The sequence below is a fragment of the Nocardia brasiliensis genome (assembly GCF_042691675.1).
Classification (GTDB): Bacteria; Actinomycetota; Actinomycetes; order Mycobacteriales; family Mycobacteriaceae; genus Nocardia; species Nocardia brasiliensis_D.
Map to the genome: position 1 here is coordinate 6,810,636 of NZ_CP170507.1, position 21,179 is coordinate 6,831,814.

At 68.2% G+C, this 21,179-nt stretch carries 19 protein-coding genes; 13 read left to right on the top strand and 6 right to left on the bottom strand.

All coding sequences use genetic code 11. The features are described 5' to 3' along the window. Positions 1–48: 48 nt before the first annotated feature. Positions 49–435 carry a DUF4254 domain-containing protein gene (locus ACFK0J_RS31245; protein WP_378733311.1) on the top strand — a complete coding sequence of 129 codons (387 nt, stop codon included), beginning with the start codon at positions 49–51 and terminating at the stop codon, positions 433–435. Positions 436–491: 56 nt separating this feature from the next. Further along, positions 492–1,352 carry a hypothetical protein gene (locus tag ACFK0J_RS31250; protein ID WP_378733312.1) on the top strand — a complete coding sequence of 287 codons (861 nt, stop codon included), beginning with the start codon at positions 492–494 and terminating at the stop codon, positions 1,350–1,352. Positions 1,353–1,743: 391 nt separating this feature from the next. Here ACFK0J_RS31250 and ACFK0J_RS31255 read toward each other — a convergent pair whose 3' ends face one another. The 3 genes from ACFK0J_RS31255 to ACFK0J_RS31265 form a co-directional block, all read right to left on the bottom strand. Beyond that, a complete protein-coding gene (locus tag ACFK0J_RS31255; protein ID WP_378733313.1) occupies positions 1,744–2,316 on the bottom strand; it encodes a hypothetical protein in 573 nt (190 codons plus the stop codon). A 221-nt stretch (positions 2,317–2,537) separates the two neighbouring features. Then, positions 2,538–3,458 (bottom strand): TRM11 family SAM-dependent methyltransferase, encoded by a 921-nt coding sequence (locus ACFK0J_RS31260; protein ID WP_378733314.1) that lies wholly within the window; start codon positions 3,456–3,458, stop codon positions 2,538–2,540. Positions 3,459–3,502: 44 nt separating this feature from the next. Then, the gene (locus tag ACFK0J_RS31265; RefSeq protein ID WP_378733316.1) at positions 3,503–4,150 is read right to left on the bottom strand and encodes a hypothetical protein; all 648 of its coding nucleotides are present in this window, start codon (positions 4,148–4,150) and stop codon (positions 3,503–3,505) included. Between the two features lie 450 nt (positions 4,151–4,600). Here ACFK0J_RS31265 and ACFK0J_RS31270 point away from each other — a divergent pair, with 450 nt between their 5' ends. Genes ACFK0J_RS31270 through ACFK0J_RS31305 form a run of 8 tightly spaced genes read left to right on the top strand, consistent with a single transcriptional unit; the run spans position 4,601 to position 15,678 of the window. After that, positions 4,601–5,527, top strand: a complete 927-nt coding sequence (locus tag ACFK0J_RS31270) for a hypothetical protein (protein WP_378733317.1) — start codon at positions 4,601–4,603, stop codon at positions 5,525–5,527. Further along, complete coding sequence (locus ACFK0J_RS31275) at positions 5,518–5,919, top strand: pilin (protein ID WP_378733318.1); 402 nt, start codon at positions 5,518–5,520, stop codon at positions 5,917–5,919. Before ACFK0J_RS31270 ends, ACFK0J_RS31275 begins: the two co-directional genes overlap by 10 nt. Continuing rightward, positions 5,919–7,805 carry a hypothetical protein gene (locus ACFK0J_RS31280; protein WP_378733319.1) on the top strand — a complete coding sequence of 629 codons (1,887 nt, stop codon included), beginning with the start codon at positions 5,919–5,921 and terminating at the stop codon, positions 7,803–7,805. Before ACFK0J_RS31275 ends, ACFK0J_RS31280 begins: the two co-directional genes overlap by 1 nt. Further along, positions 7,802–10,843 (top strand): PrgI family mobile element protein, encoded by a 3,042-nt coding sequence (locus ACFK0J_RS31285; RefSeq protein ID WP_378733320.1) that lies wholly within the window; start codon positions 7,802–7,804, stop codon positions 10,841–10,843. Before ACFK0J_RS31280 ends, ACFK0J_RS31285 begins: the two co-directional genes overlap by 4 nt. Then, positions 10,843–11,151 (top strand): hypothetical protein, encoded by a 309-nt coding sequence (locus ACFK0J_RS31290; protein WP_378733321.1) that lies wholly within the window; start codon positions 10,843–10,845, stop codon positions 11,149–11,151. Before ACFK0J_RS31285 ends, ACFK0J_RS31290 begins: the two co-directional genes overlap by 1 nt. Next, on the top strand, positions 11,151–13,640 hold the full coding sequence (locus ACFK0J_RS31295; RefSeq protein WP_378733322.1) for a TraM recognition domain-containing protein: 2,490 nt from the start codon (positions 11,151–11,153) through the stop codon (positions 13,638–13,640). Before ACFK0J_RS31290 ends, ACFK0J_RS31295 begins: the two co-directional genes overlap by 1 nt. A 59-nt stretch (positions 13,641–13,699) precedes the next feature. Beyond that, the gene (locus tag ACFK0J_RS31300; RefSeq protein WP_378733323.1) at positions 13,700–14,686 is read left to right on the top strand and encodes a replication-relaxation family protein; all 987 of its coding nucleotides are present in this window, start codon (positions 13,700–13,702) and stop codon (positions 14,684–14,686) included. Next, the gene (locus ACFK0J_RS31305; protein ID WP_378733324.1) at positions 14,686–15,678 is read left to right on the top strand and encodes an NlpC/P60 family protein; all 993 of its coding nucleotides are present in this window, start codon (positions 14,686–14,688) and stop codon (positions 15,676–15,678) included. Before ACFK0J_RS31300 ends, ACFK0J_RS31305 begins: the two co-directional genes overlap by 1 nt. Positions 15,679–15,951: 273 nt before the next feature. Here ACFK0J_RS31305 and ACFK0J_RS31310 read toward each other — a convergent pair whose 3' ends face one another. After that, entirely contained in the window at positions 15,952–16,176 is a 225-nt protein-coding gene (locus ACFK0J_RS31310; protein ID WP_378733325.1) for a hypothetical protein, read from the bottom strand. A 545-nt stretch (positions 16,177–16,721) separates the two neighbouring features. Here ACFK0J_RS31310 and ACFK0J_RS31315 point away from each other — a divergent pair. From ACFK0J_RS31315 to ACFK0J_RS31325, 3 genes are all read left to right on the top strand, one after another. Beyond that, a complete protein-coding gene (locus tag ACFK0J_RS31315; RefSeq protein ID WP_378733326.1) occupies positions 16,722–16,940 on the top strand; it encodes a hypothetical protein in 219 nt (72 codons plus the stop codon). Positions 16,941–17,230: 290 nt separating this feature from the next. Then, positions 17,231–18,085, top strand: a complete 855-nt coding sequence (locus tag ACFK0J_RS31320) for a hypothetical protein (protein WP_378733327.1) — start codon at positions 17,231–17,233, stop codon at positions 18,083–18,085. Between the two features lie 203 nt (positions 18,086–18,288). Then, the gene (locus tag ACFK0J_RS31325; protein WP_378733328.1) at positions 18,289–19,734 is read left to right on the top strand and encodes a cutinase family protein; all 1,446 of its coding nucleotides are present in this window, start codon (positions 18,289–18,291) and stop codon (positions 19,732–19,734) included. 453 nt (positions 19,735–20,187) lie between these two features. On the opposite strand, the gene ACFK0J_RS31330 is transcribed toward ACFK0J_RS31325, so the two are convergent. Both ACFK0J_RS31330 and ACFK0J_RS31335 read right to left on the bottom strand, forming a co-directional pair. Next, positions 20,188–20,697: a hypothetical protein gene (locus ACFK0J_RS31330; protein ID WP_378733329.1), complete on the bottom strand. Its 510-nt coding sequence runs from the start codon at positions 20,695–20,697 to the stop codon at positions 20,188–20,190. A gap of 16 nt (positions 20,698–20,713) precedes the next feature. Then, the gene (locus ACFK0J_RS31335; protein WP_378733330.1) at positions 20,714–21,127 is read right to left on the bottom strand and encodes a hypothetical protein; all 414 of its coding nucleotides are present in this window, start codon (positions 21,125–21,127) and stop codon (positions 20,714–20,716) included. Positions 21,128–21,179: the final 52 nt, after the last annotated feature.

A 21,179-nucleotide genomic window follows, 5' to 3' on the forward strand; every position in this document is an offset into this window, starting at 1 on the left:
CCGTTGCCTGGCAGGGATCTTCTGCTGGCGGCGTGTCGCGGGATGCCGATGCTTGATCCCACCCACCCGATGCTCGATGCCGCCGCCGAACTGGCGAAGGTGCACGAGACCCGGGAGATCACCGCAGCCTGCGACGGCCAGAAGTTGGCGTGGCGGCGCATCGAGTTGATCCGAGCAATCGACGAATGGATCGCCGAGGCGGCACCGCCACCGTTCCCCGCCGCCACCCTGCACACCGAAACCGTCGGCCAAGTCGTCGATCGACTTGCCCAGCTGACCAACCAGACCTTCATCGCCCTCGCCCACGCCTCCGACGACCTCTTCCAGGACTCCTGGGTACGGCTGTGGGATCTCGCCTGCGCCTACCAAGACCTGATCGACGAACTAAACAAAGGCACCCGCCGCCTACCTAGCACCTTCCTCCACCTCTGGTAATCCCACCCTCGAAACCGTTGCGCGGCTGTCGAATTGACAATCAGTAGGGAGTAGTTATGCCGACATTAATGCTCGATCACCCCGCCTGGTTCCACACTGTCGACGGGCGCGCTCATCGCCTAATCTCCGACAACGATCAGGCGATAGCGTTCGTGACCACCGAATGCCTGCCCCAAACCTTGTTCCTTCACTGTGATCCCGTCGGCCCGTGCCCGGTGCCGATCAATGTCGGCTACTTCGACCCCGACGCCCTCACCGGCCCTATCACCCTTACCGCGCCGCTGCACGCGCTCGGAGCGGTCTCGCGACTGGCCAACCCCTACCTGTGGGACGCTCTGGGCACCGCCATCCTCGGTCAATTCGTCACGCCCACCCACCTAGGGCGGCTGTATGACCGACTCTGCCGCGCCTACGGCCGCCGGGTCCACGCTCCACACGGGGACGACCGATGGCTGTTCCCCCGCCCCGACGTGATCATCAGCCTGGGGCGCGATGACATCACCGATGTGCTGACGCGGGTGAAATTACCGGCCCTGCAACACGCAGCCAGCGCCTACCTCGGCCACGGCAAGCAGTGGACCCGGTCACTGACCGAGGGCACACCGGCCGCCGAACTGGTCGAGGTGATAGCGACGGCACTGCCCCAACTCGACCACGCGACGATCAGCCGCGCGGTCGCCGACCACACCAACGACTTCACCGTCTACCCGATCGACACGACCTTGCGTTCGAGCGTGTGCCGGTTGTCCACGCGCCACAGCTGGCCCGTCGGGGACGACGACTTCCACACCGAATGGCAGGCCATGACCGGCGAACAGCAATCGACATGGACCGTGCTGACCCTGGCTGTAGGCACCGGCCGTTGTATGACGGCTCCACGCCTGCTCGAAGCCAACGACGAAGATAGCGAGGACTGACTGTGACATCTCCCGACGCGCGGTTCGGTGACTGTCTCGACGACCCGGGCCCGCTTGGCAGCGATGCAGCGGTCCTGGCCATCAGCATCCACTACGGCTGTCCGGATGGTTGCCTGCCGAAGCGGCGAGCCGACGCTGCTCTCGACGCTGAGTGCGTCGCACAAGCCTTTCCACTGGCCCACAGCTCGAATGACACGCCCCCACATGGGGGCCGCGAGTCTCGCCGCGAACCGTGACGGCAACGTCGTAACAAAGAACCGTGCCCGCTTCCATACGGAGCGGCGAGTTCATAAAAAGGACAGAGCCGGGTCCCCGCGCGTGCGATCACTACGGTGTCGCCACCAGCGATTGGCTGTCACCTCACGGGCAGTTGTTCCCCGTGTCGTCGCGTTCACTGTCGTCCGTACCGTCCGGATGGGTCGGTAGTCGTGTGGGGTCTGTCGCGGTTGCTGGCTGCCGCGACGATGCGGGCGACAGTTGAGTGATGCAGGCCGAATGCTTCCCCGACTTCACGGGTCGAGTTGATCTGGTCATACATGGCGCGGATCCGTGCGTCTCGGTCTATGTCGTTTGGGCTGTCGGCCGTTGTTGCAGGGCTGTCGGTCCGCGTGGTTACGCTGTCGCGGCCCTGCGTCGCGGTCGCGGTGGTTGTCGTGGTCGTGGCGTGTGATTCCGACAGCAGCGCGAAACCGGAGATGACCATAAGTCCGTCCAGTACGACGGGCCCGACGGCCGCGCCGAGTTGCCCGTAGTTCCAGGCGGTCAGTACGTCGTAGACGTGGCGGTAGGAGATGATCGCCGAGCCGATCGCGACGCTGCCCGCGCCGAGGTATCGGCCCAGGATCCAGGCCATCCCGCGCCGCCATCGGGTGCGGGACAAGACCTCGACGCTGAGCAGCAGCCCGATCGGCCAGACCGCCGATGCTATTTGTGGTGCGACACCGGGGTGCCATCCGTCGGGCATTGTCGCGGCCGGTAACCAGGTGTGAAGCCAGTTCGCAGCCACCGACAGCACAGCACCGAACGCGAATCCGGCCCACGCGACACCACGCCCGCCACCGGCCCGGCGCGAACGGTTATGTACAGCAACGCAATCACAACGCACGCGACTCTGGCGCGACGCACGCTCAGGAGCGGCCGGGGAGCGACGCCAACGCCGACACGGTCGGCTCGATGCCGGTGCGGTCATGCGGCAGAACGCAGTGGCGGGGGTGGCGCGCTGCTGGTTTCGGCGATTCGTCGGCGAAAGACCAGTACATCTTCGTGTGCGATGAGGTGGGCCGGTAGGCCGGTGCGGCGTTGTTTCACGACGAAGTCGCGTTGGAAGAAGCTGCTGCGGGCGATGAATTCTCCGTCGGCCAGGCGCCCTAGCAGGGCGACGCAGCGTTCGGTCGGTTCGAGTCCGGCCGCGGTGCCGCAGGCGATGATGTAGGAGGGCAGGTCGACCAGCTCGGCGTGCTCTCGCCACGGGCGGGCGGTGATCACGACGCGTCCGCCGGGTCGCACGAAGGCGGCGCTGGCGGACAGGATTCGCGTGAATCCGGACAGCAGCCTGTTGAGGCCGACGTTGGCGAGTTGCCCGCGGTCCAGGGTGGACCCGTATCGGTGGTTGGCCTTCTGCACGCCCTGGCCCGGTTTGGTTTTGACGTGGCCGTGGGTGGAGTCGCCGTACGGGGGTGAGGTGATCAGCAGATCGACGGTGCTTCGGCAGTGGTCGGGGAGGATGTGGTCGAGTCGTCGGGCGTCGCCGGTGTATACCGCTGCGTCGCAGGTGATCCCGGTGGCGCGGGCTTGGTCGAGGTTGGTGCGGGCGATAGCCGCCCAGCGGGTTTCGTATTCGATGCCGAGTGCGCGGCGGCCGAGGTGGACGGCTTCGACGAGGGTGGTGCCGGTCCCGCACATCGGGTCCAGTACGAGGTCGCCGGGGCGGGTGTAGTGGGTTATGGCGTGGGCGGCGACGGCGGGCAGCATTTTCGCGGGGTGGGCGGTGCCGTCAGGGTGGTAGCGGCCCCGTCGTTGGGTGGCAGGGGCGTGTTGTGCGGTCGCCCATACCGACACCGGTAGCGCGGGGTTCGGGCCGGACGCGGGGGCGGGGAGTTCGTTCATGGCAGACCTTCCGGGATGAAAAGGCGGCGGCGGGGTGGCCTGATTCAGGCGGCGTGGCCGACGGCGGCGGCCAGGTTCTGGTCATCGGGGCGTATGAAGACCGTGAGGTCGATGTGGGCGACGTGGTGGCGGTGGTTCTCGGGGCTGCCGCGATGTTCGGGGGCGGGGATGGTGTCGTCGCGGATGGGGGTGGCGACGATGTGGGACATATAGAGCAGGTCGGCTGTTTGCGCGGCGGCCACGACGGGGCCGGTGGCGTCATCGAGAACGTTGGTGGGAGTGAGTCCGGTGCGGGTCAGTACCGCCAGGACCGCGCCGCCGCGTAGCTGGTCAGCGGCGGTGAGGGCGAGGCGGGTGTAGGTGTCGGCGCTGTGGGGGTGCGTCAGATCGGGCAGCAGGCTGGCGATGATGAGGTCGGCCTCGCCGCGGGCGGCCGGCGAGTCGCTGAGAGTGCCGGTGCTGATCTCGCGGCCGGTGTCGGCAAGTTGTGTGTGGGCGCGGCGGGCGGCGAGCTGGTGGGCCTTGGTGGCGGCCAGCAGCCGCACCCGGGCGGCGGGACGGCTGAACTCGGTGATGGCCCGGCGCAACACCAGCTCGGGCCAGAAGTCATTCGGGTCCAGCGCGTCCGCTCCGCAGGCCCAGATCGTGGACGGGACGGCGGCAGCCGGGGTGGCGGGGTGTGGTTCGGTCACGGTGACAGCCCTTCGTGATAACGGAAGTCGCGTACACCCGGAACTGCACCCACCTTCAGCGAAAATCGCCGATCAATTCCCTCGGCAAGCAGCCCTTTCCCAGCCTTCCCCCGAAACCGTTGACAATCCCGATCCGGGAAACGTCTGCGATTCTCCCGAGAGTTTTTCGACACTTTTCGTTCCGCGAATTCACGGCCGATACACCCGTGATCGGTGGTGCCACAAGAACGCCACGAGACGTACACAACGCCAGGTAGAGGCGACTTCCGCGCGGGCGTCCGCTCCGATGTCCGGTGCGAGCAAATTTGGTCCCGTTTGTGCGTTGGTGGACTTTTGGTGGACTTCTGGAAGTCGGCTCGTGGATTTCTTGTGGACTTTTGGTGGCGTCGTCTTGCTGTCCTTGCTTGGTCGGATTCCCCCGATGTCGATCCAGGCGAGGAGTTGATTCTCATGAATTCACACGACCGCGATTACCCGAGAAGAGATCCGCGGTTGCCGCTGACGGCGGTGATCTCGCACTTCGAGCGCATCGCCGACGAGCCGGTGCCGTTGAATGCGGCGTGCGCAGCGGCGTTGCCGGAGTCGCCGGTGACGTGGCGTCGGCTGGGTGAGCTGCTGGCCGATACCTCGGTGCCGTTCGAGGTGATGGATGTCGATCTGGTGTGGCGGTGGCTGCTCGAGCGCGCCCGGCGCGACGGCGAGGACGCGGTGCTGTTGTGTGTGGGGCTGGCAGTGCCGATGCTCGCCGCGACGGCCGCGCGGCTGGCACGCCGGGTCGGCGGTGACCGCGCCGATGCCGAGGCAGCGGTGCTGGCCGCCTTCGTGCACGCGGTCGGGCACCTCAATCTGCGGAGAACCCGGCTGTGGTGCGCGCTGCGATGGGCCGCGTTCCGGGGTGGGCGCAGGTGGGAGAAGCAGGAAGCGCTCAGCGGCACTCCGGTCCCTCCGGAGGACCTGGGGCTGCGCGTGCAGCTTCCGGGCGGGCAGGTGGAGGCACTGCTGGCGCTGGCCGTGGCCGAGGGCGTGATCGATGCCGAGGGTGCCGAGCTGATCGCCGATACCCGGTTGACCCGCCGCACACTGATTGCGCTGGCTGCCGAGCGCAATGAGTCCTACAAGCGGCTGCACAAGCGCCGCAAACTCGCCGAAGTCCGGCTGCAGCGCTGGCTGCGCTCCCGGATCGCGGACACCGATCCCAACCGCACCAGCATCGTCGAAGCCGCCGCGCTCGACACCGTCACCTGCACCCAGCCCGGTCGATGGCCGATTTCACCGATGGCGGCGATTTCGGGGCCTTCCCGCGCCAGTACAGGGTGCGCGGAACCGTCTCCGGTCTCCGCGCGTCCGACTCCCGCGGAGGTGAAGCGATGCGCATAATTCATTCCCCCACCACCCCACCCGCGCGGCCACACCCTGAGCAGCGCGGCCGTGGTCGGCGCATCGTTGCCCGCAGCACCTTCGCGCTCGTCGTGAGCACCGGGGTACTCGCCGCGGCCGGTGCAGCGGGCGCCGAGCCCGCCTCGGTGCTCGCGGTGGCCGAGACCTTCGACCAGGTACTGAACAACCTGCGCAACTGGCTGGTCGGGATCCTCGCGCTCATCGCCACCGTGTGCCTGACCGTCGGGGGCACCCGTTACCTAATCTGCTCCGGCGACCCCGGCGAAGTCGAACGCGCCAAAATCGCACTCAAAGCCGCATGCATCGGGTACGCGCTGGCGATGTTGGCCCCGGTCGTAGTCGCGGTGCTCAAGTCGATCGTGGGCGGCTGATGATGACCGCGCCCCGCCGCAGCGCGCCACCACCGCTGTTTCGCCGAGGGCTACTCCTGCTCGCCGCGGTGGCCGCGATCCTCCTCGTCAGCGGCGGCTACGGCGCGGCCGACCCTCCGGTCACACCGTCACCACCCCCGCCTGTGCCCACGGTCCCGGACACGACCGCCCCACCCACCGGCCCGACCCCACCCACCGCGCCCGCGCCCGCGCCGAACGGCACTACGGCCCCGGCTACCCCGGCAGTCCCCCGTGCCCCGGTGCCACCCCGTACGCCCGACCCCCAGCCCGGAGACTCCGGCGAGTCGACCGGCACGACCACCGACTGCGGGGTGACCCGTATCTCTGATTGCGTGGCCGAGGCAATCGACGGATTCTTCCGCCGCCTGGTCGATTCGGCGCTGAACCCGCTGATGAACATGCTGTCGAAAAACCTGCTGACCACCCCGGACCCGAGCACATGGCCGCAGATCGGCCAGCTGTGGTCCTCGTCATGGCAGCTGATGCTGGCCATGTACGGGCTCGTGGTCATCGCCGTCGGCGTCTTGCTCATGTTCCAGGAGACTTTGCAGACCCAGTGGGGTTGGCGCGAGCTGCTGCCCCGGCTGGTGGTCGGGTTCCTCGCGGGCGCGCTGAGCATGGTGATCGCCACCGAGGCGATCCGCTTCGCCAACGCCCTCGCCCAAGCGCTGGCCGGAGAGGGCGTGTCCACCGACTCGGCGGTATCCGCGTTCAAGTCGATGATGCACGTCGGCGGTGGCACCGCGACCAACCTGTTCGTCACCCTCATGCTCAACGCGCTGGTTGTGGTGCTGGCGACCCTGTCGATCACTTACGTCATCCGCGTCGTCGTCACCGTCGTGCTCATCGTCTCCGCGCCGCTGGTCATGATGTGTTACGCCCTCCCCGCCACCGACGGCATCGCCCGCTGGTGGTGGCGCGCCTTCTCCGCGTGTCTGGCCATCCAGGTCGTGCAATCGCTGGTGCTGATCACCGGACTGAAAGTCTTTCTCTCGCCGGGCGGTTGGTCGTTCTTCGGCCCCGACAGGACCGGCATGGTGAATGTGATCGTCGCCCTCGCCATGGGCTTGATCTTGATAAAGATCCCGTTCTGGCTGCTGTCGGCGCTGAAGATCAGCCCCGGACGCGGCATGGTGTCCTCGCTGGTACGGGGAGTGATCGCGTACAAGACCTTCGGCCTGCTCGCCCGTCACGGCAAAACCGCGGCCTCCGGCAAGAAGCCCGCGCCACGCGGCGGTGGGGACGCCGCCGATCTGTACGCGAAGGTCCGCGCGACCCGCGACGGGCAGCTGATGCTGCCGCTGACCGGTGGGCGGCGCGGGCCCCGCCCACCCGCACCCACTGCGCGCATCCCGCACGCGGCGACGGTTCCAGCCGCCGCACCGCAGAACGAGCAGTTGATGCTGCCGCTGCCGCAATTCCACGGCGGTATCGACCTCGGCCCGAAACCCAAGCTCGGACGCGACGGCCAATACCAGCTGCCGATCACCGTCCAGCGCACCCCCAAACCCGCACCGCCACCGGCCGCGCCGAGCCCGAAACCGGTTGCTGGAGCCCGGGGTTCACGGCCCAAGCAGCTGACGTTCGACTTCACCGAACCCGATCCCTACGCCAGCATCCGGCCACTGCGCAACGGCCAATACCCGCTGCCGATCGAAGCCCGCCGCACCCCGCCGCCACGCACCACCAACGCGGCCCCGCCGCCAACTGCCCCCGCACCGGCACGACGCGCCACACCGCCGACTCCGCCACCACCGGCCGCACCTGCGCTGTCGCGCTCGGCGGGGCGGCAGCTGCATCTGCCGCTTCCTGCTCTGCCCGTCCGTCGCCGTACCCGCCGCACCCCTGGAAAGGGATCGACATGACCGTCACCGCACGCATTCCCGCCGACGTCGACCGCCGCGACCGGTTGGTCGGCCCGTTCACCGCCCGCCAGCTCGCCATCCTCGCCGCCACCGCCCTGACCCTGTACCTGGCGTGGCTGTGCACCCGCACCGTCGCCTCGCCGCCGGTATTCGTTGTCTGCGCGGTCCCGGTCGGCGCTCTGGTTACGGGTCTGGTCCTCACCACCCGCGACGGCCTGTCCGGTGACCAGCTGCTCGCCGCTGCGATCCGGCACCGCTTCCGCCCCCATCGACTCGTCGCCGCGCCGCAGGGCGTCCCGGCGGCCCCGCGCTGGCTCACCACCTACGCCACCCGGGATGCGAAATCAGCGGCGCAGCAGCCGATCACGGCCACCACTGCGCATCTGCCGCAGCGGGTGAGCGCGAACGGTCAGGTCGGCATCGTCGACCTCGGTGCGGACGGCCTGGCCGCAGTCGCGCTCGCGGGTACCGTCAACCTGGCCCTGCGCACTCCCAGCGAGCAGGCCGCGTTGGTCACGCAGCTCGGCGGCTGGCTGCACACCCTGCGCCAACCGGTGCAGATCCTCATCCGCTCCACCCGCCTGGACCTGACCGGCCGCATCACCGCACTGCGCGACGCCGCCGGGCAGATGTCACCCGAGCTAGCCGAGGCCGCCCGCGACCACGGGGCGTTCCTGACCGGGCTCGCGGTCACCGAGGACCTGCTGCACCGGCAGGTACTGCTGGTTTGGCGTGAACCCTTGCACGGCGCGAGCGCCGCCGCCCCGGGATTGACCGGGCCGTCCGCGCGCACGCTCGCCGGTGCGCTGCTGCCCAGCCGCCGCCGCACGGACCGCGAGGTGTCGGCCACCGCGCGCCGCGCGGCCGAGACCCGGCTGCTACGCCGCCTCGGCGAAGCCACCGACATGCTGGCCCCGCTCGGAGTGACTGTCACCGCCCTCGACGACGCTCAGGCCACCGCGATCCTCGCCTCGGCCACCAACCCCGGCAGCCTCGTCCCGCATTCGGCCGACATCGCCGCCCCCGACGCCGTCATCACCACCAGCGCCAGCGCACACACTATCGACATCGACACCAGCGGGGCCGGTGAAGCGGCCAGCAAGCCGCCCGCACCGCAGGGCTTTGGCTATCGGAATCTATTGCGGCGCATCCGTTTCGGTACCCCCTCACAGTTTGCGCCGCAGTCGATGACCGTCGGTGCCCGCCATGTCGAGGTCGGCTCGGACTGGGTATCAACCCTGGCAGTCACCGGCTATCCGCGCGAGGTCGCAGGCGGTTGGCTCGCACCGTTGCTCGCCCATCCGGGGCGCGTGGATCTCGCTGTGCACATCGAGCCGATCGACCCGGTGACCGCCGCGCACCGGTTGCGCCGCCAGCAAGCTCGGCTGGAGTCCTCGCGCCGCCACAACGCCGCCTACGGGCTGCTCGCCGACGATGTGCTCGATGTCGCCGCCGAAGATGCTGCCGACCTCTCGGCGCGAGTGGCCCGCGGCGAGGGCCGCCTGTTCCGGACCAGCCTGTATCTGAGCGTGCACGCGAGCTCGGAAACCGAACTGGCCGAAGAGGTCGCGGCGGTGCGGGCACTGGCGGCAAGTCTGCTCATCGACACCAGCCACCTCACCTACCGCGCCGTGGCGGCCTGGACCGCAACGCTGCCGTTGGGGCTGGACCCGGTGAAGGTGGGCCGCACCTTCGACACCGACGCGTTGAGCGCGGCTTTCCCGTTCACCTCGCCACAGTTGCCGGTTGTCGACCCGGTGTCGGCGCACCGGCCCGACGGGGTGCTCTACGGTCGTGACGCCGCTTCGGGGTTGGTGTTCTGGGATCGCTTTGCAGAGAACGTCCACAACCACAACATGGTGGTGCTCGGGCGCTCCGGCGCAGGCAAGAGCTATCTGGTCAAGTCCGAACTGCTGCGCTCGCTCTTGCGCGGCATCGAGGCCATCGTCATCGACCCCGAGGATGAGTACCGGCGCCTGGCCGAAGCGGTCTGCGGTAGCGTTCTGCAGCTCGGTGCGCCGGGCGTGCGGCTCAACCCGTTCGATCTGGAGGTGCACACCCGTCCCGACGGCCGCCGCAGCGCCCCCTCCGACGCTCTGACGCGGCGGAAGCTATTCCTGCACACCGTGATCCGTGTGCTGCTGGGTGAGCAGACACCTGCGCAGCGGGCCGTGCTCGATACCGCGCTGATCGCGACCTACGCCGCCTCAGGGATCACCGAGGACCCCTCGACGTGGACGCGTCCAGCTCCGGCGTTGAGTGTGCTGGCCGAGCAGCTGCGTGTGTGCGGCAGCAGCGTCGGTGTCGAGCTGGCCGAGGCGCTGTCGCCGTTCGTGGCCGGAGGCGCGTTCGCCGGGCTGATCGACGGTGCGACCACCACCGCACCCGAGGGCGGGTTCGTAGTGTTCTCCCTGCGGGAGTTGCCGGATGAGTTGAAAACCCTCGGCACACTGCTGGCTTTGGACGTGACCTGGCGACGGGTGTCGAACCCGAGCACCCGACGTCCCCGGATCGTGGTCGTGGACGAGGCGTGGTGGATGCTGCGCCAGGAAGCGGGCGGCGAGTTCCTGTTCCGGGCCGCGAAGTCCTTCCGCAAGTACTGGGCGGGCCTCACCGTGGCCACCCAGGACTGCGCGGACGTACTGGGCACCGAGCTCGGCAAGGCGATCGTCGCCAACGCCGCCACCCAGATCCTGCTGCGCCAGGCCCCGCAAGCCATCGACGAGGTCGCGACCGCATTCGCCCTCTCCGACGGTGAGCGGCAGTTCCTGCTCGCCGCCGATCGCGGTCAAGGACTGCTCGCTGTCGGCTCCGACCGAACCGTATTCGCCTCGCTGGCATCGGATTTCGAGGACGCGTTGATCACGACCTCACCGCAGTTCGCCACCGCCAGCGAGGGCAACGACACCGCAGACATCGACCTGACCGCCGAGCAGACCGACACCGCCGCCGACCCCAATCTCGTTCCGGACGAGCACAACACCGCCGAGGACGACGACGAGGACGGCGTGTTCCTCGACATCCCCGAGGCGGCGTGATGACAGCCCCACACAACGCCCACCGCCGCTGGCAGGTCTCGCCGGGCTATCTGGGGACCTGCCCGGCGTGCGGCAAAGCGGCGTTCCTCAGCCGCAAGACCGCCAAACAGTATGCGCGCCGCCGCTATCCCGGCGCGGGCCTGCGCGCCTACGAATGCCCACGCCGGGCCGGGGCCTGGCACGTCGGTCACCCCGCCCCCGAAGTTGTCGCCGGGGCCGTGTCCAAGGACCTGTTCTACGGCCCCGGCGGGATCGGCGCACACCGGCACCGCTGCGGCACCCGCCGCGTCCCGAAAGGCAGGCAGTGATGCCCGAACCCACCACTCCGACACCGCCGCCACCCGGCTGGTTCGAGCAGATACTGCTCACCCCGCACCACACTCTCGACCGGCTCACCGCCCACATCTCCACGATGAGCAGCACCGCCGTCGCTGTACTGGCCGTCGTGGTGGCCACCGGTGTGCTCGCCGCGGTGATCGTGCTGTCGGTGCGCCGCGTGCGTCTGGGCCGTGAGGCGCGGCAGGTCACCATCCTGTGTCCGCCGACATTGGAAGCGCATGCGGCGCAAGCGCTCTGGTCGCATCTGGTCGGGTTGCTACGTCCGGCGTGGAAGCGGCTCGTGTGTGGGCAGCCGCACCTGAGCTTCGAATACCGGATCACCGGCGACGCGGGTGTCACCCTCGCGGTGTGGGTACCGGCCAGCGTCCCGCCCGGATTGGTCGAGCGCGCTATCGCCTCGGCGTGGCCGGGAGCCCGCACCCGCACCGTTGACCGCGCCGAACCACCGCTGCCCGCAGCGACTGGTGGGTATCGGCGAGTACTGGTCGCGGGCCGGTTACGGCTGGGCCGATCCGAGGCTTTACCGATCCGCACCGATTACGACAGTGCCGACATCGCCCGCGATATCCTCACCGCCGCAGCCGATCTCGCGATCGATGAGAGCGTGTGCGTACAGATCCTGGCCCGCCCGGTCACCGGCCACCGGGTCCACCGCGTTCTGACCAGGCGGCGCGGCGGATACACCGCCGCGCTCACCCGAGGCATCTCAGGGGTGGCGGCCGAATTGCTCGACCTGATCACCCCGGGCTGTTCAGCGCGCTCGACGCAGTCGCGGTCGCTGCCGGTGGATCGGTTCGCGCGCATGGAGGACACCACTCAGACACGAGCGGCGCTCACCAAAGCCCGTGGCGGGCACTGGGAAACGCTCATCCGCTACGCCGCCGCCGTCGATCTGCCCGCCGACACTGACCACCAGGGTCTGCGGAAAGCCCGCGCGGTCGCGCGCGGACGCGCGCACGCGGCAGCGGCGGTGTTCGCCTCCTGCACCGACCTCAACTTCTACCGCCGCCGTCGTCAATGGCGGCAGGCGTGGTCGTTGCAGCGGCGCTGGTTCGGGCGCGGGGATCTGTTGTCGGTGCCGGAACTGGCCGGGATCGCGCACCTGCCCGGCGATACGGCAGTTGTGCCGGGGTTGGCCCGTGCGGGCGCGCGGGCGCTGCCTCCCACCACAGCCGTTCCGGTCGGGGGCCCATACGCCAAACCTCTCGGCCTCGCCGATTGCGGTAGCGGGCGGCCAGTGGCGCTGGCGGTGGCAGATGCCCGCCACCACACCCACGTCCTCGGCGCGACCGGTGTCGGTAAGTCCACCCTGCTCGGTCACTGGATCCTCGCCGACGCCGACGCCAGACGCGGTCAAGTTGTCATCGACCCCAAAGGTGACCTGGTCACCGACGTCCTCGCGCGGCTGCCCCGCCGCCTGGCCGACAAGGTCGTGCTGTTCGACGCCGACTCCACCGCCCGGCCGCCGTGCGTGAACCCCCTCGACACCACCCCGGAGGGGTTGGATCTGGCGGTGGAGAACCTAGCCACCATCTTCTCCCGCATCTACGCCCGCTGGTGGGGGCCACGCACCGACGACCTGCTGCGCGCCGGACTGCGCACCCTGTGCGCACGGCCCGGCACCGTCACCCTGGTCGATTTGGCGCGGCTGCTGACCGGTGAAGCCAACCTCGACCGCATCACCCGCGACGTCGACGACCCGGTCCTGCGCGGATTCTGGACCGGCTACGCCGAGCTGTCCGATGCCGCCCGCGCCCAGGTCGTGGGCCCCCTGCTCAACAAATTGCGGACCTTCCTGCTGCGACCGTTCGTGCGAGCCGCGATCGCGGCCGGCGAGTCCACCGTCGACCTCGCCGCGGTCCTCAACGAAGGCGGCATCTGCCTGGCACGGCTACCGAAAGGCTGCCTCGGTGAGGACACCACCCGCCTGATGGGCTCGCTGCTGGTCGCCCGCACCTGGCAGGCAGTCACCGCCCGCACCGCCACCCCGATCGGTGAGCGGGCCGACGCGTCCTTGGTGCTCGACGAAGCCCAGAACTTCCTCAATCTGTCCACACCTGTGGAGGACATGCTCGCCGAGGCCCGCGGCCTGCGCCTGTCGCTGGTGTTGGCGCACCAGAACCTCGGGCAGCTGTCGCGGGAGTTGCGTGAGGGCATCTCGGCCAACGCGAGAAACAAGATCGTGTTCTCCGCCTCGCCCGAAGACGGCCGCGACCTCGCGCGGCACACCAGCCCGTGGCTGTCCGAGCACGACCTGACCCACCTCGACGTCCACCATGCCGCCGCGCGCGTGCTCGTCGCCGGTCAGCAGGCACCACCGTTCACCTTCACAACCCGGCCCCTGCCCGACCCGACCCCGGGACGCGCCGCCGAGATCCGTGCAGCCGCCCGCACCCGAACCCGCCTGCCCACCGCCTCGACCGTCGACGCACCCGACAGCGATCCACGCCTGCCATGAGCTGGCGGCCACCGGACCGACTGTGCCGCAAACGCATTGACTCGGGGAAGGAGTCTGTGATGATTTCTCATCCAGCCCGCCAGCATCGGCTGCGCGGCCCGGCTCTCATCTCACCGGCACTAGCACGCCAGCATGCGCGACTGGCGGGCTGTCTGACCGAGCGCGATCGCTGGATCCTGCGGATGTGTCACGAGCATCGCGTGCTGACCACCGGCCAGCTCACCGCGCTCGGTTTCGGCACCGGATCGGCCGCGCGGCGACGGTTGGGGCGGCTGCGCGGCCAGGGTGTGCTCTCCTCGTTCCGGCCCTTGCGCGCGACCGGCTCCGCACCGGCGCACTGGGTCCTGGCACCCGCCGGAGCCGCAGTGCTCGCGGCTGAGGCTGGTCTCGAGGTGCGCGAGCTGGGTTACCGGCCCGACCGTGCGCTCGCCATCGCCCACAGCTTGCACCTGGCCCACGCCCTGGGCGTCAACGACTGGTTCACCGCCCTGGCCACCAGCTCCGAAGCTGGCAGGTTATTGGCGTGGTGGTCGCAGTACCGTTGCCACGCCCTCTGGGGTGATCTCGCCCGCCCCGACAGTTACGGCCGGTTCGCGTCTGGGGCAACGACTCTGGACTTCTTCCTTGAATTCGATCTGGGCACCATGACCTTGTCCACGGTCGCGGCCAAACTCACCGGCTACGCCGAACTGGCCCGCACCAGCGCTGTCATCACCCCGATCCTGCTGTGGACTCCCACCCTCGCCCGCGAAGCCGCCGCCCGAAAAGCATTGCGCCAGACCTGGAGCGAGCTCACCGACTCCGACACGGTCCCGGTCGCAACCGCTGCCGCCGAACTGGTCCCCGACCGCGCCGGGGCGAGCCCGGCGCAGCGAGTGTGGCTGGCACTGGAAGACACCGGCGGCGAGCGGGTCACCCTCGCTCAGTTGCCTTCTCGATGGCCGCGCGTGACACCGGTCCCCGCAACAGTGCCGATTTCGCCAACGAGCCGCCATGCTGTCCTCGCCCCGCCTCCGCCGCGACCACCTGCCACCGGGAGGCGGTGATGTTCGCGCGTGTGCTCGCCGCGGGCTGCGCTGCCGTGGTGTTCGTCTCGGTCGTCATCGCCTCCGTGGTCACCACCGTCGCGGTGTTCGACCAACCACGCCCGATCGCCTCCGCGCCCAGAGCCGGTTCGGGACCGAGCCCGGACGCGGTCTCCGACATCCCGGCACCGCTGCTCGTGCTCTACCAGCAGGGCGCCGGAGTCTGCCCCGGCCTGGATTGGTCGGTGCTCGCCGGTATCGGCAAGGTCGAGACCGACCACGGCCGCTCCACCCTGCCCGGCGTCAGCGCTGGGGAGAACGCATCGGGCGCAGCAGGTCCGATGCAATTTCTGGCACCCACCTTCGACAGCGTCACCGCCCGTCACCTGCTCCCGGCGGGCGGTGCCACACCGCCCTCGCGCTACAACCCCTCCGACGCGGTCTTCGCCGCCGCCTGGTATCTGTGCGACTCCGGCGCACCTCACAATCTGCGGGGCGCGATTTTCGCCTACAACCACGCCGACTGGTATGTCGACCAGGTCCTCGACTGGGCCGAGCGCTACCGACTCGCGATCCCGCCCGGCAGCGGTGACTGCGGCGATATCCGCGCCGCGAGCCCGTCCGCGGTGACCGCGATCTCCTTCGCCTGTGCGCAATTGGGGCAACCGTACGTGTGGGGCGGCAACGGCCCCGACATCAACGGTGGCTGGGACTGTTCGGGCCTGGTGCAGGCCGCCTACCGCCGCAGCGGAATCCCCCTGCCCCGCACCACCAACGAGCAGTACGCAAGCGGACACCGAATTCCGGTCAACGAACTTGCCCCTGGAGATCTCGTCTTCTACGGCACCGACGCCGATATCCACCATGTCGGACTCTATCTGGGAGCCGGGAAAATGGTGCACGCTCCGACCTTCGGAAAGCCGGTTCAGATAAGCAATTACCGTTATGACGGCGATGACTTCTACGGAGCCACCCGCCCCTGGACTTCGAGCTCGGTAGGTTCTCATGACTGATTGCGCATTCTCACTGATTTTGCGGTGGCCTTGCGTTTACGCAAGCTCGGTGAGATTCCTGCGGCGGGTCTACGCCCCGTACCGGTCTCGGGACCGGATGGTCTGCGCCACGAGTGAAACCCTGTACACACAAACAGCTTTGGCTGGTGCAGCATCCGAACCGACCATGTGTGCGGCATCGACACGACGGCGGCGTTGTCGTGGACCCGGCCTTGCAGTGGTCGCCGATCGAGAGGTGCTAACTGGTCTTGGCTGTGAATTCGCCCGTGACGGTCAGCTCGACAGAAAGCTAGGGACTTCGCGCAGGTACAGCGAGGAGCAGGTGGGGCAGGACGGCTCCCCGGCCGTACCCAAGGCGTCGGCAGGCTGCGTTGCCGACTCGGGGTCGAGCATGCGCCCACACATCGCGCCCAGGTCGTGCAAGGGCACCACGTGCCACATCTTGACCTGCGCGTTCGGATCTTGCGGAGAGCTACCGTCAACATATTCCGCGCGCATCTGATGCTCCATGTGCCGACACCACCTTCACTAGTGATCCGCCGCCAGGTTCGCGGACGCCGCATGTATAGGGCGTTGCTAATGAATCTACCCGTGATCGGCGACGAAATTGGCCCGTTTGTTTCTAAGTCGTTGTCGGAACGGCGATTCGGTTCAACGTCCGGCTCGCCGCTGTGTCATCGAAGACGTCGAATGGCGCGCCTGGCCGCCCCACCGGGCTGCGGACCTGGTCGACGCCGCGCCTACTACCAACTCGACCCGAGGGCCTTCGCGGGCCGCCATCCGCGAACGCGGCCCTGGGCCAGAGGAAGCGCAAAACCCCTGGGAATCCAACGACGCAAAACCGATGGGAAACACCACGGTCCACGCAGTTCACCAGACGCTAGTCCGCAAACAAGAACGGGAACCGACAAGCTCCGAGGCGAGTTCTCGAGTTCCTTAACGCTTTTCATTTACATACAGGAATCCCCTTGTTCGTGGCGCGCCACGAGCCCGGCTCATGAAGAACATTGATACGTGACTCCTCCACACGAAAGGGCGGGCCGATGCCCGAAAAGAACCCTAAAACAGTCAGCGCGCTCGCGGACTGCAGCTACCTGCCATTGGGAGCCAAGACTCCCGAACCTTGTATCGACGAAGTCGAAATCCCCCTCGTCACTAACGGTCGCTGCACGCACGAGGACACACTGTGTCCCGATTGCGCCTGGCAATGGCAGTTCGACCACCTGTTCTGCGAGCGCCTGCCCTGGGATGAAACCCACTGAAACCCATCTCGGCATCGCCTGGAGCAAAACAGGTGTGAGGTGTTGTCTACGACAACATTCCCCACGCGCGCGAATACGGTAGGCGGCAGTTTTCGTACACGAAATCCCGGTAATTCAACAAGACACCCATCTTGTTTTCCGATACCCCTTGACATCGATACGGGTACGGAGCGTCGATGTAAATGGGACCCCGTGCACCCGGTAGCGCGCAACCGGCGGGCGACCGTCCCGGCCGGGACATGACCCACATTCCATTTCATCGAAAAATCCAATCCCGAAAGGGGACCGTCATGTCCACCACCAGCACAACCACCACCGACACCCGTACCGCCCACGAAAACGCCTTATGGCTGGCGCTGACCGACCACCCCGGCATCACCACCACCGAACTCGCCAAAATCGCGTCCGTACCGAAAACCACCGCCCGCAAGATCGTCGCCACCTGGGCCGGTGAGGGACTCGTCACGCGCGCCAACGACGGCGACGATCGCTCGGGCTTCCGCTGGCGCATCGTCGCCGACGAAATGCCCGAAACCGGCTCTGCGGCAACAGGGCCCGCACCGCAGCCCGCGCCTGGCGAACCCGCACCGGCTCTACAGGACGTTCCCGCTGCCGAACCGGCAACGACGGCCGAACCCGAGCCGACCCCCGACACCGACACCGACACGCAACCGGTGGACGAGCACCTGCCCGAGGACTCCGGTACCGGGACGGACACCACACCCGATACCGCCGAGCCGATCTCGCCGACATCCGTTACGAACACCCCCGGCACCGACGTGGCCACGGACACGGCCACGGATGACGCTGCGGGCGAGGGGGATTCGGTACAGCCCGCCGCTGCTGACTCGGCGGTGAAGGGTGTGTGCCCGACCTGCGGGCAGCGGCTCAAGCAGTCCCGGGGTCCGCAGCCCGGCGCGTTGCGGGCGCTGGTCGAGGACTTCCTGCGCGATCATCCCGGCGAGGAGTTCACCCCCGGCCAGATCGCAAAAGAGTTGGGCGGCAAGTCTTCCGGCGCGGTCTACAACGCATGTTTCGTACTGGTCGGTAAGTTCGTCGCCGAACACACCTGCGAACGCCCGAACCGGTTCAAGCTCCACCCCACCCAGGAACAGCAGCAGGCTCAGGAGCAACAACAGCAGTAAGTCGACCTCGCCCTGCGGCCGGTGCGCTATGCGCGTACCGGCCGCAGCGCGGTTCCTGTCCTGCCAGGCAGAACGCAGGGGCTCAAGGGGCCACAAACTTTTTCGCGGTCCCGGTGGGAAAGAACGGCCTTGAGACTGCCAGTCCACGGATGCACGCAGAAACACCCATGTGCGCACACTCATCCGCATCCGGAGGACGCTTCATGGCCAACCCCGCCCCCTTCCGCTTCCCGCGCCCCGCCACGACCGGTTCACCCGGCCGCCTACCCGCCCGCGTCACCGCCGCCGCTACGGCCGCCGTCATCGCTGCCGCCGCCACGGCCGTCACCATCGTGGGCGCGACTACTGCCACCGCCGACCCCGGGTGCGCGCCGCTCACCGCGATCCTGGTGCCCGGCACCACCGAAACCAACCCCGCCGCGAACCCAGCCCAACCGGCCGGGCTCCTGACGACGATCGGCAACGGCCTGTCCGCCCGCTACGGCGGCGACATCGACGTCCGCTACCTGCCCTACACCGCCGCACCCGCCCCCTACCGGGCCTCGGCAAACAATGGCGTCACCGCACTATCGAGCATGCTCAGCGGATTGTGCGCGTCCACGCGGGTGGTGCTCGCCGGGTACTCCCAAGGCGCCGATGTCGTCGGTGATGCCACCGCCGCGATCGGGCAGGGGCAAGGCCCCCTCGACCCTGCCCGCGTGCTCGGCGTCGGGCTGATCTCCGACCCGCGCCGCGACCCCGCCACCCCGCAACTGGGCGCACCGGCCACCGGCCAGGGCATCGCCGGACCCCGCGCCGATTTCGGTGCACTCGCAGCCCGCGTCCGGACCGTGTGCGCCACCGGCGACCTGTACTGCTCGACCAATCCGCAGGCTGCGCCCGCCCTGTCCGCGATCGGGCGAGCGTTCACCGGCAGCAACGCCCTGCCCGACTCAGCAGGAGACTCCTCGGCCCCCACGCCGTCAGCGGGAACCGACCTGGATCCGTCGTCGGTGACTCGGCAGGTCGTCATCGTGCTCGGTGGCTTGGCCGAGGTCGCAGCCAACCTCCCCACCATCGTCGACGACCTCGGCCAACTCCCGGCCCGACTCGCCGCGGGCGACCTCCCCGGCCTGCACCAACTCACCGGTGACCTCAACACCCAGTTCCAGCCGCTGGTGGAGATGGCATCGAAAGTCGACCTGCGTCTGGTCGCGCGCGCGTTGACCCTCGCGGCTCCGCTGGACCAGAGCGGCACGGTCGGGGCCGCTGCCCAGATCGTGAACGTTCTCGCGGGCATCGACGTAGCCCGCGCCGCCCGCGACATCGGCACTGCCCAGGAGATCGCCTGGCGTGCGCTCGACAAACTGACCGGCGGTGACCCGCTCGGCTGTGGTCTGGAGCTGACCGGCCTAGTGTCGATCGGAGCCGACCTCGCCGGCCTCGCCGCGGCAGCCCTCACCGGCGACGGCGGAGCGCACCTGTCGGGCCTCGCGTCGAGTTTCACAACGATGACCAGCCCGGACACCAGCCGAGCATTCGCCGATCTGGCTCGCGAAGGTGGCGACGCCGCGCAGTTCTATCTTGGCGGCGTGCATCAGACCGGGTACGACGCGGCCGTTCGTCAGGTCCTGGAGTTCTTGACCAGTCAGATCGACGCCGCCCGATAACCATGCGCATCCCGCACACCGACACGGGCGGGGCGGGCAGCGCCACGACAACTGCGACCGGCCACCGGATCTCGATCCCGGTAGCCGGTCGCTCCCGAACACACGCTGCGGTGGGCCATAGACCCCCCTTTCCAGTCGTTGGCCCACTGGCGTAAGGCGCAACGCTCGCGCACGCCGCTACTCGGCCCAACCTTCCTCGTTGGGCGATGGTTCGGCGCAGTCGTCACAAATCCCGGTCATCCGGTTCAGCAGAGGAGGTTCTGCGTCGAGACACTCATGCGTTTGCACTGTCGGCAACGTTCGCAATATCCGATAACCCGCATGTCTGCGTTCCTTCCTCGGTCTGGGTGAACTACCTGTTCGTTCCGGGCTATCCGGTGCCAGTAAGTCCGGCCCCCGCTGTGGTTATTCGGGCTGCGCGCATTCGGCAGTTGAGTTCCGGACGAGGGCGCGTTACTCGGCGGGCGGGGTGTTGTGGTCGGGGGTCTCGGCGAGCAGCCCGACGGCGCTGATCAGGTTGTGGAATTCACTGAGGTCGGCCAGTGCGTGCTCGAGGCAGTTGGCCAGCGAGTCGTCGGGCACGACAGAAGGTGGTCTCCCGCCCTCGAGGTCATCGATCACCGTCGCGACTTGTCCGGCGAGCTCGCGAGCGTGCGACAGCGCCTCCTGCTCCTTACGGTCGAGTACACATGCGGCGGTGGCCTTCTGGGCGGCGACCAAGTGCGCCATCTGTTCGGCGAAGGCGAGCTCGTCACAACCGACCCGCCGCAGAAACCACGGCGGGACGGCCACAGCATGCGGATTGCCCGGCTCCTCGACCAGGCACATGGCGACACCATCTTCGGAGTACAGGAACACCACGCGCCCACCGACGGACTCGTCCTGGAAGTGAGTGACCTCGTCGCCGACCGCGATCGGGCACGGGGCACCGAACCGCTCCGGTGGATGAGTGTGATCGGTCATTTCGATTGTCTCCCATCTATTCCGGGGGAAGCAGTACCGCTGGATCGAGGCCGAATTGAAGGAGGCCAAGTCGGGTGCTGAGAACGATGTCGATATCCTCGACAAGACCGTCGCCTTCGTAGGCGTGGGCATGGACGAGCGCCCAGTCCGCGAGCAGACTCTCCTGTTCGGCGCGGGGGATTTGTTCGACCTCGCTGGCCTCGAGTTGTCCAGCTGCTATCGCCGAGTCGATCGCGCGTGAGTAGAGGCTCAATACCCCGGTGGCGTAGGCGGCAATCCGCATCGCTTCTGGAGCCTGCCGGACGAACCGGTCCCTGGCGCGTTTGTCGGGGAGCTTGTCCGCGTGACGGGCACGGTAGGCGATGTGGTCGAGCGCTGTTTGCAATGGTTCGTCGGCGTTGCCGCACTGGATCGTGTCATCGGTGCTCATTCCATTGTCTCCTAACTGTTTTCGGTTCCCTGTTGCCCGGCGGTGGTAGGTG